This window comes from Hylemonella gracilis, assembly GCF_004328645.1.
GTDB lineage: Bacteria > Pseudomonadota > Gammaproteobacteria > Burkholderiales > Burkholderiaceae_C > Hylemonella > Hylemonella gracilis_B.
Genome location: NZ_CP031395.1, coordinates 3,661,826 through 3,677,453 on the forward strand (window position 1 = coordinate 3,661,826; position 15,628 = coordinate 3,677,453).

Annotated in this window: 18 protein-coding genes; 4 read left to right on the plus strand and 14 right to left on the minus strand. The window is 66.1% G+C overall.

Annotated elements, in window-relative coordinates:
* Nucleotides 1–111 precede the first annotated feature (111 nt).
* The 11 genes from DW355_RS17000 to DW355_RS17050 form a co-directional block, all read right to left on the minus strand.
* Entirely contained in the window at nt 112–1,029 is a 918-nt protein-coding gene (locus DW355_RS17000) for an ABC transporter permease (RefSeq protein ID WP_207388038.1), read from the minus strand.
* Nucleotides 1,026–1,901 (minus strand): ABC transporter ATP-binding protein, encoded by an 876-nt coding sequence (locus tag DW355_RS17005; protein ID WP_242671237.1) that lies wholly within the window; start codon nt 1,899–1,901, stop codon nt 1,026–1,028. The genes DW355_RS17000 and DW355_RS17005 overlap by 4 nt, the downstream gene beginning before the upstream one ends.
* 24 nt (nt 1,902–1,925) lie before the next feature.
* Complete coding sequence (locus DW355_RS17010; RefSeq protein ID WP_131281868.1) at nt 1,926–2,948, minus strand: ABC transporter substrate-binding protein; 1,023 nt, start codon at nt 2,946–2,948, stop codon at nt 1,926–1,928.
* Between the two features lie 32 nt (nt 2,949–2,980).
* Nucleotides 2,981–3,895, minus strand: a complete 915-nt coding sequence (locus DW355_RS17015) for a TauD/TfdA dioxygenase family protein (protein WP_131281870.1) — start codon at nt 3,893–3,895, stop codon at nt 2,981–2,983.
* A gap of 142 nt (nt 3,896–4,037) precedes the next feature.
* Nucleotides 4,038–4,832, minus strand: coding sequence for a 2OG-Fe dioxygenase family protein (locus DW355_RS17020; protein WP_131281872.1), 795 nt, complete (start codon nt 4,830–4,832; stop codon nt 4,038–4,040).
* Between the two features lie 62 nt (nt 4,833–4,894).
* On the minus strand, nt 4,895–5,278 hold the full coding sequence (locus DW355_RS17025) for a hypothetical protein (protein WP_131281874.1): 384 nt from the start codon (nt 5,276–5,278) through the stop codon (nt 4,895–4,897).
* Nucleotides 5,279–5,399: 121 nt separating this feature from the next.
* Nucleotides 5,400–5,969 (minus strand): winged helix-turn-helix transcriptional regulator, encoded by a 570-nt coding sequence (locus tag DW355_RS17030; RefSeq protein WP_131281876.1) that lies wholly within the window; start codon nt 5,967–5,969, stop codon nt 5,400–5,402.
* Nucleotides 5,966–6,328, minus strand: coding sequence for a VOC family protein (locus DW355_RS17035; protein WP_131281878.1), 363 nt, complete (start codon nt 6,326–6,328; stop codon nt 5,966–5,968). The genes DW355_RS17030 and DW355_RS17035 overlap by 4 nt, the downstream gene beginning before the upstream one ends.
* 138 nt (nt 6,329–6,466) lie before the next feature.
* Entirely contained in the window at nt 6,467–7,888 is a 1,422-nt protein-coding gene (locus tag DW355_RS17040) for an MATE family efflux transporter (RefSeq protein ID WP_431733189.1), read from the minus strand.
* 15 nt (nt 7,889–7,903) lie between these two features.
* A complete protein-coding gene (locus DW355_RS17045; RefSeq protein ID WP_131281880.1) occupies nt 7,904–9,214 on the minus strand; it encodes an MFS transporter in 1,311 nt (436 codons plus the stop codon).
* Nucleotides 9,215–9,258: 44 nt separating this feature from the next.
* Nucleotides 9,259–9,723, minus strand: coding sequence for a MarR family winged helix-turn-helix transcriptional regulator (locus DW355_RS17050; protein ID WP_131281882.1), 465 nt, complete (start codon nt 9,721–9,723; stop codon nt 9,259–9,261).
* Between the two features lie 53 nt (nt 9,724–9,776).
* Between DW355_RS17050 and DW355_RS17055 the strand changes: the two genes are divergently transcribed.
* A complete protein-coding gene (locus DW355_RS17055) occupies nt 9,777–10,334 on the plus strand; it encodes a PaaI family thioesterase (protein WP_131281884.1) in 558 nt (185 codons plus the stop codon).
* Nucleotides 10,335–10,356: 22 nt separating this feature from the next.
* Nucleotides 10,357–11,613 carry a beta-ketoacyl-ACP synthase II gene (gene fabF / locus DW355_RS17060; protein ID WP_131281886.1) on the plus strand — a complete coding sequence of 419 codons (1,257 nt, stop codon included), beginning with the start codon at nt 10,357–10,359 and terminating at the stop codon, nt 11,611–11,613.
* Between the two features lie 24 nt (nt 11,614–11,637).
* Here fabF and DW355_RS17065 read toward each other — a convergent pair whose 3' ends face one another.
* The 3 genes from DW355_RS17065 to DW355_RS17075 form a co-directional block, all read right to left on the minus strand.
* Nucleotides 11,638–12,024, minus strand: coding sequence for an MAPEG family protein (locus DW355_RS17065; protein WP_131281888.1), 387 nt, complete (start codon nt 12,022–12,024; stop codon nt 11,638–11,640).
* A gap of 140 nt (nt 12,025–12,164) precedes the next feature.
* The gene (locus DW355_RS17070) at nt 12,165–12,614 is read right to left on the minus strand and encodes a carboxymuconolactone decarboxylase family protein (protein ID WP_131281889.1); all 450 of its coding nucleotides are present in this window, start codon (nt 12,612–12,614) and stop codon (nt 12,165–12,167) included.
* A 399-nt stretch (nt 12,615–13,013) separates the two neighbouring features.
* On the minus strand, nt 13,014–13,898 hold the full coding sequence (locus DW355_RS17075; protein WP_131281891.1) for a LysR family transcriptional regulator: 885 nt from the start codon (nt 13,896–13,898) through the stop codon (nt 13,014–13,016).
* Nucleotides 13,899–14,003: 105 nt separating this feature from the next.
* Here DW355_RS17075 and DW355_RS17080 point away from each other — a divergent pair, with 105 nt between their 5' ends.
* Together DW355_RS17080 and DW355_RS17085 are read left to right on the plus strand one after the other, a co-directional pair.
* Complete coding sequence (locus DW355_RS17080; RefSeq protein WP_131281893.1) at nt 14,004–14,477, plus strand: SRPBCC family protein; 474 nt, start codon at nt 14,004–14,006, stop codon at nt 14,475–14,477.
* Between the two features lie 51 nt (nt 14,478–14,528).
* Nucleotides 14,529–15,596 carry an alkene reductase gene (locus tag DW355_RS17085; RefSeq protein ID WP_131281895.1) on the plus strand — a complete coding sequence of 356 codons (1,068 nt, stop codon included), beginning with the start codon at nt 14,529–14,531 and terminating at the stop codon, nt 15,594–15,596.
* Nucleotides 15,597–15,628: the final 32 nt, after the last annotated feature.

Here is a 15,628-nt window from a genome sequence, read left to right on the forward strand (position 1 = left end):
CCGGTGTCAGAGCTGGTGAACATGGTGGGGGACTCCTGCTTCCCGATGCGAGGTGGCAGGCATCCTAGCCGATACAGGCGCACGAGGAAGACTGGCACCGGGTCAACGGCATCAGCGCTGCATGCCCCAGCGCCGCACGGTCAGCCGCTCCAGGGTCTGAAAGCCCAGTCCTTCCACCAGCAGGCCGATGAGGATCACCATGGTCAGGCCCGCGAACACCTTGTCGGTGTAGAGCTCGTTGCGGTTCTGGAAGATGTACCAGCCCAGGCCACCCTTGCCCGAGGACGCGCCAAACACCAGTTCCGCCGCGATCAGGGTGCGCCAGGCGAAGGCCCAGCCGATCTTCAGGCCCGAGAGGATGGCGGGCAAGGCCGCGGGCAGCAGGATCTGCAGCACGTAGCGCAGGCCCAGCCACTGCTGGTGCAGGCCGTAGTTGCGACCCGCCATGCGCAGGGTTTCGGGCACGCTCTGAAACCCTGCATAGGTATTGAGTGCCAGCGGCCAGAGCACGGAATGCACCAGCACGAAGACCAGGCTGCCCTGCCCCAGGCCGAACCACAGCAGGGCCAGCGGCAGCAGGGCGATGGCGGGCAAGGGGTTGAACATCGACGTCAAGGTGCTCAGCAGGTCGCGCCCGAGGCGCGTGGACACGGCCAGGGTGGTCAGGGCCAGCGCGGCCAGTACGCCGACGGCGTAGCCCTGCAGCAGCACGGCCAGGGAAATGCGCAGCTTCACCAGCAGCTCGCCGCTGGCCAGGCCTTCGCCCAGCGCGCGTGCCGTCTGCAGAAAGGTGGGCAGCAGCAGTTCGTTGTCCTGCCAGCGCGCGATGCCTTCCCATAGCACCGCCAGCACGGCGAGGATGAGGCTCTTGCGCAGCCAGCCCTGCTCCCACAGGCGGCGCGGCCAGGGCAGGTCACGCTCGACCGCGACCGCGGTCAGGGGCTCCAGCGCGCGTTCGTACTCGGGGCGCACGGGCGGCTGCGGCGGGGCCGACGCGGGGGAGGAAGCCGAGGCAAACACCATGCTCATGCGTACCTCCGCGTGTCGACTTTGGGTGCCGTCACAGGCGCAAGGGCGCCGTCTTGTTCATGCACCGGTGTCGCGCCGGGCGCCTCGAACAGCAGACCGTGGATGCGCTGCGCGGTAGCCTGGAATTCAGCGCTGCCCGCGCTGTGCAGGCCGAACTGGTGGCTGTTGATCTCGGCGCGCATGCGCCCCGGGTGCGGCGAGAGCAGGCCGATGCGGCTGCCCACGACCAGGGCCTCCTCGATCGAGTGCGTCACGAAGAGCAGCGTGAAGCGCCCACCCTCCGCCGCCTCGCCTTCCCACAAGGCCAACAGTTCCTCCTGCATCTTGCGGCGAGTCAACGCGTCCAGGGCGGCGAAGGGTTCGTCCATCAGCAGCACGCGCGGCTGCATGGCCAGCGCGCGGGCGATCGCCACGCGCTGCTTCATGCCGCCGGAGAGCTGGTGCGGGTAGGCGTCGGCGAACGCCGACAGGCCCACCTTGTCCAGAAAATGGTCGGCCCGCTCGGCGGCTTCCTTGCGGCCCAGCTTGCGCGCCGCGCGCAGCGGGAACATCACGTTCTGCCGCACGGTCTTCCAGGGCGGCAACTGGTCGAACTCCTGGAAGACGACGATGCGGTCGGGCCCCGGACCCTGCACGCGCTGTCCATCCAGGCGGATTTCGCCCTCCACCGGCGCGATGAAACCGGCCACGGCCTTGAGCAGCGTGGACTTGCCACAGCCCGAGGCGCCGAGCAGCACGAAGCGGTCCGCCGCGTGCACGTCGAAGCTGACGCGGTGCGTGGCGCGCACCACGCGGCCGGGCACGCGGTATTCGAGGCTCACGCCATCGACCGCGAGCAAGGGGGAAGGATGCAGGGGTGTCACGCCAGTCATGTCCAAACCTGGTTCGATCCGCGCTCAGCTGCCCGGATGGGCCCAGGCTTCCTCGAAGAAGTAATCCTTCCAGGACGCCGCCTTGTTCTTCAGCACCTCGATGGCGTGCAGCTTGTCGGCGTAGATGTAGGTGTTCTGCGGGTTGACGGTGAAGTCGTTCTCCGGGTCCTCGATGATCTTCTTCACCAGCGCCGGGTCCAGCTTGGACTTCTGCACGCGGATGAAGACGTCGGCGGCTAGACCTGTGCCAGCGGCCTTGTCCTTGCGGATGAACTCGGCCGCTTCACGCAGCGCGGCGTAGAAGGCCTTGTAGGTCTTGGGGTTCTCGTCGTGGAACTTCTGCGTGCTGTACAGCACGTTGAAGGTGGCCGGCCCGCCCAGGATGTCGTAGCTGGACAGCACTTTGTGCACCTTGGGGTTGCCCGCCAGCGCCTGGTAATAGAAGGGTGCGCTGGAGAAGTGCGAGTTGATTTCCGTGCCGCCCGAGATGAGCGCGGCCGTCGCGTCCGGGTGCGGCAGGCTGACCGAGATGGCGTCGTACTTCTTGGCCTGGGCCACGCCGAAGAGCTTGGCCGTTTCAATTTGCAAGGTGCGCGACTGGAAACCCGTGCCGGCCGCGGGCACGGCGATGCGGTCCTTGTCGCCGAAGTCCTTCAGCGTCTTGATGTTGGGGTTGGTCGTGATCAGGTAATTGGGCAAGGCGCCGAGCGCGGCCACGGCCTTGACGTTCTGTTTGCCCTTGGTGCGGTCCCACAGCGTGAGCATGGGCGGCACGCCGGCCGACACCACGTCCAGCGAACCGGCCAGCAGGGCCTCGTTCATGGCGGTGGCGCCTGAGATCTGTGCCCACTCCACTTCGATGTTCAGACCCTGGGCCTTGCCGTGCTTCTCGATCAGCTTCTGGTCCTGCACCACGTCGAGGATGAGGTAGGCGATGCCGAACTGCTGGGCGACGCGGAGCTTGCCTTCGGCCTGCGCGGCCGTGGCGCCGAGCAGCAGGCCCAGGCCAACGAGGAGGGAAATGGGGCTTCGAAGAAATTGCTTCATGGTCTTGTTTGCGAAATCAAAAAACGTGAGGGTCAGAAAACGATGTCACCTTCGATGGTGGTGCGGTAGAGCTTGCGGCGCAGTTGCTCGGGCGTGCCCGCGGCCAGGTGCATGACGGAACGGTTGTCCCAGAACACCATGTCGTGCGCCTGCCAGCGGTGGCGGTAGACGAACTCCTCGCGGGTGCTGTGCGCGAACAGCTCGTCCAGCAGCGCGCGGCTTTCGTCCTCGGGCAGGCCGACGATGCGGGTCGTGAAGTGCTCGCTGACGAAGAGCGCTTGGCAGCCCGTCTCCGGGTGGGTGCGCACCACGGAGTGGACGTGGGGCGGCACCTTGGCGATCTGCTCGGGCGTGAGCTTGGGCCGCCAGGGGCTGCGCGCGCGCAGTTCCTCGTACTTGCAGAGGTAGGAATGCTCGGCCCGCAGATGCGCGATGCGCTGCTTGGTCTTTTCCGGCAGCACTTCGTAGGCTGCGTGCTGGTCGGCGAACAGCGTGTCGCCGCCTTCGGTCGGCAGTTCCTGCGCGTGCAGCATGGAACCCAGGCTGGGTTTTTCGACGTAGGACAGGTCCGAATGCCAGTAATGCCCTGCGTCGCCCAGGCCGATGGGCTGGCCGTTCTCCTTGATGTTGGAGACGATCAGGATTTCCGGGTGGCCGGCCAGCGCGAACTGGCTTAGCACATGGATCTGCAGCGGCCCGAAGCGGCGGCTGAACTCGACCTGCTGCGCTGGCGTGATGCGCAGATCGCGGAAGACCAGCACGTGGTGGTCCAGATGCGCTTGGTGGATGCGGCGGAAATCCGCATCGGCCAGCGGCTTCGACAAGTCCAGGCCCAGCACCTCGGCGCCCAGGCGGCTGCGCCCGGACCCCGAGGTCAGCGGACGGATGTCAATGTTCTGGCGGACCGGCGCAGATGCGGGCAGGTCCAAGGCGGCGGAGAGGCCCATGGCGTAACAGCGATGCGATGAAGACTCGCACTGTAGGTACGCGGGATCTCATTGGGAACGAATAAAAAATTGCTTGCTTATGAAGAAAACATCCTTGGCCACATAGCAACCCAACTCCGCTCGCCAAGGCCGGGGTTGCAGCTCAGCGCCCGCTCGGGTCTGGCCCGTGCTCCGGCGGGTTTGCCGCGAAGGTGACCACCAGCACGTCGCGCCAGGCCGGCTGGGTGAGGTCCAGGGGCGTCACGGGCGTCACGCCGTGGAGCAGCCGCGCGTCATCGACGATGGCCGTGTCGAAGGGATCGGACAGCGTGAAGCGCGCCAAGGTCTCGCCCGCCTGATCGCGGATGCGGGTCTCGCCACCTTGGATGTTGCGCCGCTGGACCAGCATCATGAACACGAAATCCACGCCGTCGCGGTGCACGCCCTCCGGCGTCGGCGTGGCGCCGCTGCGGGCCGCGTCGATGCGGAACTGGTGCACCTCAATGTGCCAGTCGCGCGCGGGCGCGAGGCCATCGAACAGATCGCGGCAGCAAGACAGCACGGTGCCGAGCACCGGGCCCCGAGCGAGGTCCGGCTCGATGGGCGCGAAGTGCCGGGCCGTGCCGCCGTTGAGCGGGTTGTAGGCGATGCTCTGGTAATGCGGGCGGTGAGGCTCTTGACGCACCGGCCCCGAGGTCGGGGCGCTGTAGGTCGCATGCCGTCGCTCCCGGTAGCGCCCGCCATCGGCCATGTAGCGGTCGCGCTCCAAGCGGTTCCAGCTGTCCTGGAACGCCGCCCAATCGTGGGCGGTGAAACTGTTGACACCCGCCAGCAAGGGGCGGGCCTGAGCGGCTGGCAGAAAGGCAAAACCCTCGCGCGCGAGGGCGGCACGCGCATCGGCCACGGGGCGCGTTTCGGGAGCGGCTTCGGCGGCAGGTGGAGGCGTCGGCGAAGGCATCGGTGAGGGCGTCAACGAAGGCACCCGCGCGGGTACCGGCGCGGCAGGCTCCGGGTCCGGATTCATCCCCGCACGAACAGCGTGTACAACGGCTGGTCGCCGACCTGCCGGCTCCAGTGCCCGTGCACCTTGTCGTCGAAGGTCGCGCCTGCGGGCAGCAGGTCGGCCGAGTAGAAGTGCTCGCCCGGCTGGAAGATGCGCGACGTGCCATCCTGCAGACCGATTTCCATCTGCCCGCCAAGGATGAAGCACCACTGCGGCGCGCCCGTGCAATGGAAGCTGCTGCGAAAGCCCACGGGGCTCATGCGCAACTGGTAACCACCGCTGGCGTAGACCTCGGACAGCATGGACTGGGGCGTGCCCTGGGTGAGCGGCACGCTTTCCTCGCGGAAACGGGCACGGCCGTCGGAGTCGGTATAGAGAATGGTCTTGGTGAAGGTGGACATGCAGGTGTGCGGCCAGCGGCCGATTGACGGGAAGGGCAGCCCGAGATTATCGCCAGCGCGGGTCAAGCCCGAGATACGTCGGTCGCGTACCCAGCCAGGGCGGTCGGGAACACCGTGCGGCTCAGACCAGCGACTCCAACCCATCCGCAAATTGCCCGACCGGTGCCCGGGCCTGGGCCTGGGCCTGCAGGTGGTACAGAAAGGTCGGGCGCGGTTCAGCCTCCAGTTCCCGCTGGATGGTGCCGAGCTGCTGGAAGGATTCCAGCCGGGCGGACAGCATGCGCGGCGTGACCGGGTCCAGCGCCTTGCCGATCTGCTGGAAACGCTCGCGCCCACAGTGCAGTGCCAGCAGCAGCGGCATGTTCCAGGCCTGGGCAGAGAGTCGCCCCAGGCCCAGGCGCTGCTCGGTCGCCTGCAGGACCAGGGCGGCCTCGCGCAGGCGTTCCCCCTCCTCGGTCAGCACGTACTCGGGCAGGGCCGGATGGCGGCGCTCCTGCGCCGAGAGGCGGACCAGCAAGCCATTGGCCTCCAGACGCCAGAGGTTGTCGCTCAGGCGCGCGGGCGTGATGCCCAGCGTCTTTTGCAAGGGCGAGAAACGCCCGCGGCAAGGCGCCATGGCCAACAACAAAGGCACGGTCCACTGGCCCGACAAGGCCTGGGCCAGTTGCAAGACCGTCTTCTGTTCGTTCAAGGCTGGGTCAGGTCTTCCGACAACATCAGGCTGTGCCCATCGGGGTCGGTGAAGGTGGTGAGCTTCACCATGTCGGGAATGGTTTCAATCTCGCCCTGGAAGGACACGCCCCGCCCTTCCAGGGCCCGGCGCGTCGCCACGATGTCCGGCACCTCGAAGACCGTGGACGAGGTCGAAGGCACGGCCTCCTGCGCCTCGGAGAAACCGATCAGCACCCCCGGGGTGTTGGAGTCCACCATGGCCATGCTGGACTCGGGGTCGTGGAAGGTGACGGAGAAACCGAGTTTCTGGGTATAGAAATCCAGGGTCTGCTGCAGATCCTGGACGCTGTACCAGACGGTGATGCCGGGCTTGAACATGGTGGGGGCCCCAAGTTTTGGTAGCGGCAATACAGCAACTATATTTCCGATATCAAAGTGCAAGACCCCGCTCCCGCCGCGGAATCACGCGTCGAGACCGGAGCGACGCCGCATCAGCCCGCCGCGCGCCGTCCAAGCTCAACGCCGGGCGAACCAGGCCCCGCCGGCCACCGCGCCCGCGTTGATCAGGCCGTACACCACCAAGGCCACGGCCTGCGCCGCGAAGACCCAGGCCAGGCTCTCCACGCCAGCGCCCACCCACCGCAGGGCCAGCCAACCGCCCAGGCCGGCGACGATCAGCCGCGCCACATTGCCCGCCACCGGCCACAGCAAGCGGCCCGCGCCCTGTGAGGCGAAGTACAGGGCCAGCCCCAGGCCGAAGAAACCGTAGACCGGCCCCACGATGCGCAGGTACTGCGCGCCCGCGTCCAGCATGACCGCGTCGCCACCGAACAAGCCCAGCCAGGCGCGCGGGAACAACGCCGCGGCCAGGCCAATGGTCTCGGTCAGCGCGAAGGCCAGCCCCGCGCCGACCCAGGCCGCGCGCAGCGCGCGCTCACGCCGGCCCGCGCCCACGCAGGTGCCGACGATGGTGACCAGGGGCGCGCCCAGGCCGAAGACCAGGGGCACCAGCAGGTACTCCAGCCGCGTGGCCGTGCCATAACCCGCGATCGCCTCCGCGCCAAAGCGGCCCACCAGCCCGGTGCCGATGGCGATGGTCAGGTTGGTGGCCACGGTGGAGATGGTGCCGAACAGGCCCACGCGCAGGATCTCGCCAAACATCGCGCCCCGCAGGCGCGCGGGCTTCAGGCGCAGCAGGCTGCGCCCGGAGCGCAGGTAGGCGAGCAGGGCCAGCACGCCGCCCAGGTAGTAGAGCAGCAAGGCCAGCGCGCCACCCGCGATGCCCAAGCCCGTGAACCGGCTGTCGGCGCCCCAACCGAAGATGAGCAGTGGCGACAGTGGCACCAGCAGCGCCGTGCCCACGAGGGTGACGTTCGCGGGCATGGCCATATTGCCCGTGCCACGCACCACGGCGGCCAGCGCATTGAACAGCCAGACCAGCACCGCGCCCGCGAACACGAGGTGCGAATAGATCAGCGCCGCGTCCAGCGCCGCGCCCTCGCCTCCCATGGCGCTGTAGAGCGCTCGCCCGCCCAGCCACAGGGCCAGCGTGAACAGCAGGCCGAAACCGAGCGCGATCACCACCGCATGCCAGGCCAGGGCTTCGGCCTCGTCACGTCGGCCCCGCCCCAGGGCACGCGCCACGGCCGAGGCAATGCCGCCGCCCACGGCACCGGCCGAGGTCATCTGCATCAGCATCACCAGCGGAAACACCAGCGCCATGCCGGCCAGCGCCGCCGTGCCGAGCCGGCCAATGAACCAGGTTTCGATCAAGCCGGCCAAGGCCTGCGCCACCATGATGAGCACATTGGGCGCGGCCAGCGTGAGCAGCAGCGGAACCAGCGGCGCCTCCAGCAGGCGCCGGGTGCGCGCGTCCATGGACATGGGGAGCGGCACCGACGCGGCGGCATGCGTGATGTTCTGGGTCATGGTGTTCATGTTGACCCTCTTCGTTCAGGCGCTCGCTGCCTGCACCTTCACCGGCTTGACGCGGCGCACAGCCAAGGCCAGCAGTGCCGCCACCAGGCAGGCCCCACCCGCCACGTAGAGCGCGGGCGTGTAGCTGGCCATCACGGTGCGCGACAGACCACCGCCCCAGGCCGCTGTGGCGGCGCCGAGCTGGTGGGCCGCGAACACCCAGCCGAACACCATGCCCGCCTTCTGTGGCCCGAAGGCCGCGCCCGTGAGCTTGACCGTGGGCGGCACGGTGGCGATCCAGTCCAGACCGTAGAACATCGCGAACAGGCCCAGGCCCACGAGCGTGAAACCCGAATGCGGCAGCCAGAGCAGCGACAGCCCCCGCAGGCCGTAGTACCAGAACAGCAGCTTGCGGCTGTCGTAGCGGTCCGAGAGCCAGCCCGAGGCCACGGTGCCCACGAAATCGAAAGCCCCCATCATGGCCAGCACCGAGGCAGCCGGCACCGGGCCCAGGCCGAAGTCGCTGCACAGCGAGATGAAGTGCGTCTGGATCAGCCCGTTGGTGGACAGGCCGCAGATGAAGAAGGTGGCGGCCAGCACCCAGAAGGTGCCGCTGCGCGAGGCCTCGGCCAGCACCTTGAAGGGCGTGGCGAAGTTCATGGTCATGGCGGGGGCCGCCGCCTTGGCGGCTTGGTTCTTTGCGCTCTCCTCCGGCGTTTCACCGTAAGGCCGCAAGCCCAGATCGGACGGGCGGTCGCGCACCAGCAGGAAGGCGATCACGCCGAACAGCACGCTGGCCGCGACCACGGGCCAGACCGCGCTGCGCCAACCCCAGTGCTCGATCATCCAGGCCGCCAGCGGCAGAAAGGCCAGTTGCCCGGTCGCGGCGCTGGCCGTGAGCAAGCCCACCACCAGACCACGACGCGCCGCGAACCAGCGCGTGGCCACCACCGCGCCCAGCACCAGCGCCGTGAGACCGGTGCCCAGGCCCAGCATCAGGCTCCACAGCAGGAAGAGCTGCCACAGCTGCGAGGTGAAGGTCACCAGCGCCATCGCGCCGCCCACCAGGGCCAGGCCCAGGCACATCACCGTACGCAGGCCCCAGCGTTCCATCAGCACGGCGGCGAAGGGGCCGAGCAGACCGTAGAGCGCGAAGCGGATGGCCAGCGCGGACGAGACCTGCTGCGTGGTCCAGCCGAACTCGTGCGCCAACGGCAGCAGCATGGCGCCGGGCAGACCCAGCGCCGCCGACATGGTCAGCATGGTGAGGAAAGTCACGCCGGCCACCAGCCAGCCGTAGTGGATGCCCCGCGAACGCAAGGCGGCCGCGACACGGTTGGAAATCATGAAAGCCCCTATGTTGTGAAAAGAATGGGAAAGAAAAAATAGGCTCAGACCGTACCGTCGGCTTCGGCTTCAGGCTCGGTCTCATCCAGCATGGCCAAGGATTCGTCGATCAGCGCATGCAGGGCCGCCACCCGGTCCGGCCCCAGGCGCTCGTTCAGCGCCTCCTGCGCGGCCCGCCAATGGCGTCGCGCCTCCTGCCGCTTGGCCAGGCCTTCGGGCGTCAGGCTCACGCTGCGGCTGCGCGCGTCCTCACCCTCGCTGACCACGACCCAGCCCTGCTCCTGCAGCGGGCGCAGATTGCGTGTGAGCGTGGACGCGTCCATGTGCATCACCCGCGCCAACTCGCCCGGGCGCACCGGCGCCAGGGACTGGATGTGCGAGAGCAGCGAGTACTGCGTGGTCTTGAGCCCGCTCTTGCCCACCTCGGCGTCGTAGCGCTGCGCGACCACGCGCTGCAGCTCGCGCAGCTTCAGGCTGGTGCAGCCCTGAGGTTTGACAAGGTCATTCATGCGGATTATTGTAGATGCAACATTTGCATATGCAACCACCAACCGGAATACCCATGACCACGACCGAGCCATCCCCCGCCCAGACGCTGGAAAAGTGGCTGGCGCAGGAACACGCCACCCAGGCGCTGCTGGAACGCAGCGGCCCCGGCGTGGCGCGGGCAGACCAGATCGCGGGCAAGAGCGGCCTGGAGCTGCTACACGCCATGCTGCGCGGCGAACTGCCTTACCCGCCCATCGCGCAAACGCTGAGTTTCCTGTTGCTGGAAGCAGAGGCCGGCCGCGCGCTGTTCCAGGGCGCGCCGGGCGCAGCCCACCTCAACCCCATGGGCACCATCCACGGCGGCTGGTACGCCACCCTGCTGGACTCGGCCCTGGGCTGCGCCGTGCAAACCCGGCTGCCATCCGGCCAAGCCTACACCACGGCCGAACTGGGGCTGAACATCGTCAAGGCCATCAACCCAGCCAAGGCCCCGCGCGTGCGAGCGGAAGCCACCGTGCTGCATTGCGGCCGCCAACTCGCCACGGCGCAAGCCCGTCTCTACGGCCCCGACGGCACGCTGTACGCTCACGCCACCACGACCTGCCTGGTGTTCGAACACCGCGCGGGCTGAACCCGACACACAAGGAAGAACCATGCATCCGCACTCGTCACGTCGTCGCGTCGTCATCACCGGCCTCGGCATCGTCAGCCCCGTGGGCAACACGGTGGACCAAGCCTGGGCCAACGTGATCGCCGGCCGCTCGGGCATCGCACCCATCACCCGCTTCGACGCCTCGGGCTTCAGCACGCGCTTCGCCGGTGAGGTGAAGGACTTCGACATCGGGGCCTACGTGCCGACCAAGGAAGCGCGCCACATGGATCGCTTCATCCACTACGGCCTGGCGGCGGCCGTCCAGGCCGTGCAGGACGCGGGCCTGCCCACCGGCAACGCCCTGAGCGAGGAAGCCGCCGAACGCATCGGCACCCTGATCGGCTCCGGCATCGGCGGCCTGCCCACCATCGAGGACGCGCACCGCGAGTACATGGAACGCGGGCCGCGCCGCATCTCGCCCTTTTTCGTGCCCACCTCCATCATCAACATGATCTCGGGCCATGTCTCCATCCGCTACGGCTTCACCGGCCCTAACCTGGCCATCGTGACCGCCTGCACCACCGGCCTGCACAGCATCGGCGAGGCAGGTCGCCTGATCGAGTACGGCGACGTGGACGTGATGGTCGCCGGCGGCGCCGAAAGCCAGATCACGCCCTTGGGCGTGGGCGGTTTCGCCTCGGCCAAGGCCCTGTCCACCCGCAACGACGACCCCGCGGCCGCCTCCCGCCCCTGGGACCGGGACCGCGACGGCTTCGTGCTGGGCGAAGGCGCGGGGGTGGTGGTGCTGGAGGAATACGAACACGCCAAGAAGCGCGGCGCCAGGATCTATGCCGAGCTGGCCGGCTTCGGCATGTCCAGCGACGCATACCACATCACCCTGCCCAATGTCTCGGGCCCGGCCCGCTCCATGAAGGCGGCGCTGCGCAACGCGGGCGTCAACCCCGACGAGGTGCAGTACCTCAACGCCCACGGTACCTCCACCCCACCGGGCGACCTCAACGAAACCCGGGCCATCAAGCAGGCCTTTGGCGAACACGCCGGCAGGCTCGTCGTCAGCTCCACCAAGTCCATGACCGGTCACCTGCTCGGCGGCGCGGGCGGCGTGGAAACCGTTTTCACCGTCCTGGCCCTGCACCACCAGATCGCGCCACCCACCATCAACCTGGACCACCCCGACCCGGAATGCGACCTGGACTACAACGCCCACCAGGCACGCGCGATGAAGATCGACGTGGCCGTGAAGAACAACTTCGGGTTTGGCGGCACCAACGGCACGCTGGTGCTGCGGCGCGCATGACGAAGCAGGCCGCGCGGACGCTCCTTACCTGAACGCTCGGGCGACGCACCAGCCCCCGAAGGCCAGCATGGGCAGAAAGGTCAAGATCATGCCCAAGGCCCGGGGCAAGCCCCAACCCTTCAAGACCAGAATGGCGGCGTGCATCAGCCGCCCCACCAGCAGGCTGATGCCACCCGCCATAAGCAGCCACTGTGGCGCCTGCGCAAGCTCGGCCCCGGCCATCGCCAGAAGCACGATGGGCACGTTCTCCGTGTAGTTGGCATGGGCGCGCATCCTGCGCAGCAGCGTCTGGTCGCCCCCATCCAGGAACTGGATGTTGGTCTGCACCCGTCGGTAACCGACCATGACCGTGAGCGGCACCTGGATGAGTGCAAAGAGGCCGATGAAAAAGACCGTCGTGGGAATCGTCATGTCAGCTCCAAGTTGAAGTTGCGCGTTCCAAGCCTTGGCAGACGACCAGCGAACCCCTCCACAGAACCGGATCGCGCCAGATCGTCTTGCAGTATTGGAGCCGCTTCCCGTGGAGGGTGTCAATGCGCGATTCGAACCAACTAGGCCTTGGCTCTGGGCTTCATGCGGAAGCTGATGCCCATGCGATTGATGGCGTTCATGGTCGCAATCGTGATGGTCAGGTCCACCAGATCCTTTTCGCCGAACACCTTGAGCGCGGCGGCATAGGCGTCATCCGACGCGTGCGTTTCGCTGACGCGCGTGACCTCCTCAGCCCACGCGAGCGCTGCGCGTTCCTTCTCCGAGAACAGGTACTCCACCTCATGCCACACCGGCACCAGCAGCACCTTGTCAATGGACATGCCCTCGGCCACCAGGTCTCGGGCATGGATGTCGATGCAGTGGGCGCAGCCGTTGATCTGGGAGACGCGCAGGAAGACCAAATGCGTCAGTGAACTGGGCAAGGAGGTGCCCGTCGTGGTGAAGCGGTGCAGGACGGTAACGGCCTTGGCCCCTTCCGGGGAAGCTTGAAACCAGACAGCGCGATTCATGAGTCACATTTCCTTTCATGGGAGGTTTGAAGAGGGACAGAGATGTCCAGCACTCACCAGAAAGACGTTTGATCGCAGGATTTGTGACAGAGGATCAGGCGTTGTTGTCCATGGTCGCCGCCAATCACTGTTGAATAGCCCGAAGTTTGGGGAGATTTCGGTGCTTCGGATGCATCAGATTTTTCTGGGCGCGCGGTATCTGAGTCGCGAGATATCGACTCTATCGGGCCAGAAACGCATGAACGGACGCGGCGGACACTGTTCGTCGTGATCTGCCTGGCCGCTACAGGCTGGTTGCTGTCGTTCAACTTTTAAAAGTCGACGACCGCTGACATCGATAACGGACATTGCACCGTTCTGTGTCTAGGTTTTGAGTTCCGCCGAAACCTAGTCAGTTGTCTACCGGATCGGAATGGTGAACGATCCGTTCGGGTATTGACTGCAAATGAACTCCACAAAGGCCCTGACCTTGGGGCTCTGCAAGCGCCGGGATGTGTGCAGAACCCACAGCTCGACTTCGCCGGCGGCCGCGCCCAATGACGCTAGCTCGCCTTTTGCCAGCAAGCCTCCAATCAGGGATAGCGGCAGCATGGCCACCCCCGCTCCAGCGGCAGCGGCATCTCGGACCGTCAGGAGCGAGGACAGCCGCAGCACCGGCTGTGGTTCGATGGTGAGTCGACCCTCGTCGACGGACCATACCTCACCATCGCGATAGGTCGGCATCACGACAGCAGGAACCTGAAGGGGTTTGTCTCCACGCCCTTTCGGCATCTGCATTGAAGGCGCAGCAGCCAGGACCAGTCGGTCTCTGGCGAAGCATCGCCCAACCAGATCACTGTCCTGGCGTGGGTTGATGCGAATGGCCACATCGAAATGCTCGTCCACGAGATTGGCGAGCCGGTCTTCGGCCACCACCTCGATCTGCACTTCGGGATGGATTGCCTGAAACGCCGCGGCAAGCTGCCCCAACGCAACTTGCGAGAACAGCAGCGGTGCCGCGATGCGCAGACGACCTCTCGGGGTCGAAAGACCATCCCGCGCTGCTGCCATCGCTTCGGCGACTTCGCGCATGGGGCCCTCGGTTCGAGCCATCAGCAGTTGCCCCGCTTCGGTCAATTCCAGGCTACGACCGCCTCGCTCGATGAGCCGGACACCCAACGCCTCTTCGATATCCGCAATTCGGCGCGACAAGGTTGCCTTGGACCGGCCGCTGGCACGGCTGGCCCGTCCAAAGCCGCCGTGAACAGCAACCAGCTGAAAGTCTTCCAAGGCGTTCAAATCCATATCGTCTCAATTTCGATCCACCATGTATCAATTTTATGGTCTTTGTTTTGAATTCGGAACTACCTACTATTCACCCATCCGCAACCCAGATCAAGGAACTTCATCATGATTTATTCGACCGCCACCGTCCCGGTGAACCCGGCAGGTGAAACAAAACTGACCCGTGCACAAGCGTGGCAGGGACTCGTTCTCAAGGCCCGCGATGCTCGCCTGTTCTTGCCCGAGGGCCTTTGCACCCGCTGTGACGTGGTGGAAGAAAGCGCGACGCACTTCGTGCGTGAGGCCACCATCGCCGGCGCCAGCCTACGCGAAATCATCACCTTGGAGCCGGAAAGCAAGGTCACCTTCTTCCAAGCCACGGGACCTCGAGAAGGCGCGATCGTCAACGAGCTGTTCGAGGACGAAGCCGGAGAACTTCAACTTCGCTTCTATTGCTACCTCGGCCTGCGCGGCAAAGCGCCAAGCGGCCCCGAGGAGAAGGCCGAACAGGCGCAGTTCGACAGCGACAAGGGCTACAAAGCCGCCTTGCTTTCGACACTGAAACGCACCCATGAATTGCTCGCCGACGCTCGAATCTGAAACGAGCGTCCTCCTTTTTTCTTCCACTAAATGCACCGAAAGAGATACGAAATGAAGAACGTTTGGTCACCCATTAATGTCGGCTCCCTGCAACTACCGCATCGGCTTGCCATGGCACCGATGACCCGCAGCCGGGCCAAGCCTGACGGAACGCCCAGCGATTTGGCGCCCGAGTATTACGCCCAGCGCGCCAGCATGGGTCTGTTGATCACCGAAGGTACGCAACCTTCCGAAGACGGGCAAGGCTATCTCGCTACGCCCGGCCTCTATACCGACGCGCATGTCGCCGGTTGGCGCAACGTCACCGAAGCGGTCCATGCTGCCGACGGGCGTCTGTTCGTGCAATTGATGCATGTGGGGCGCCGATCGCACCCGGAGAACACGCCGCATCATCGGCAACCTGTCGCGCCGTCAGCGATCGCACCTGGCGAGTCCATGTTCACGATGAACGGCATGCAGGCTGTCCCTGAACCGCGCGAACTGACGACTGCCGAGGTCAAGCAAACCGTCGTCGACTTCGCACATGCTGCAGTACGTGCCATCGAGGCAGGTGCCGATGGCGTGGAGGTCCACGGAGCGAACGGTTATCTGGTACACCAATTTCTCGCCCCGGATGCCAATCAGCGTACCGATGAGTACGGTGGCTCGATGGAAAACCGCGCACGCTTTGCCATCGAGGTGGTGCGTGCGATCGCCAAGGCCATCGGCCCCGAAAAGACCGCCATCCGTTTGTCGCCGGGAGTTCCGACCGGCGGCATCGCCGAAGGTCAGGCCAACGACGATCTGTACCGCCACCTCGCGACGGAGTTCGACAAGCTGGGCCTCGCTTACCTGCATGTGCTCCACGTTGGCGAAGACTCTCGCCTGGCCGACATCCGCAAAAGGTTCAGCGGGGTACTGGTCGTGAACCGTCCGGGCCGCAAGCGCGAGCAGGTTGGCTCGGACGTGGCGGCGGGACTGGCCGACATGGAATCTCTGGGCGTGATGGCACTGGCCAATCCGGACCTCGTCGCGCGCCTGAAAACGGGAGCGCCGTTCAATGAGGTTCGACCGCAGTTGTTCTATGCCGGCGGTGGCGCTGAAGGCTATATCGACTATCCGGCGATGACACCCACCTGAGGGTGTGGCGCAAAGCTCGCGCCGTTCATCAA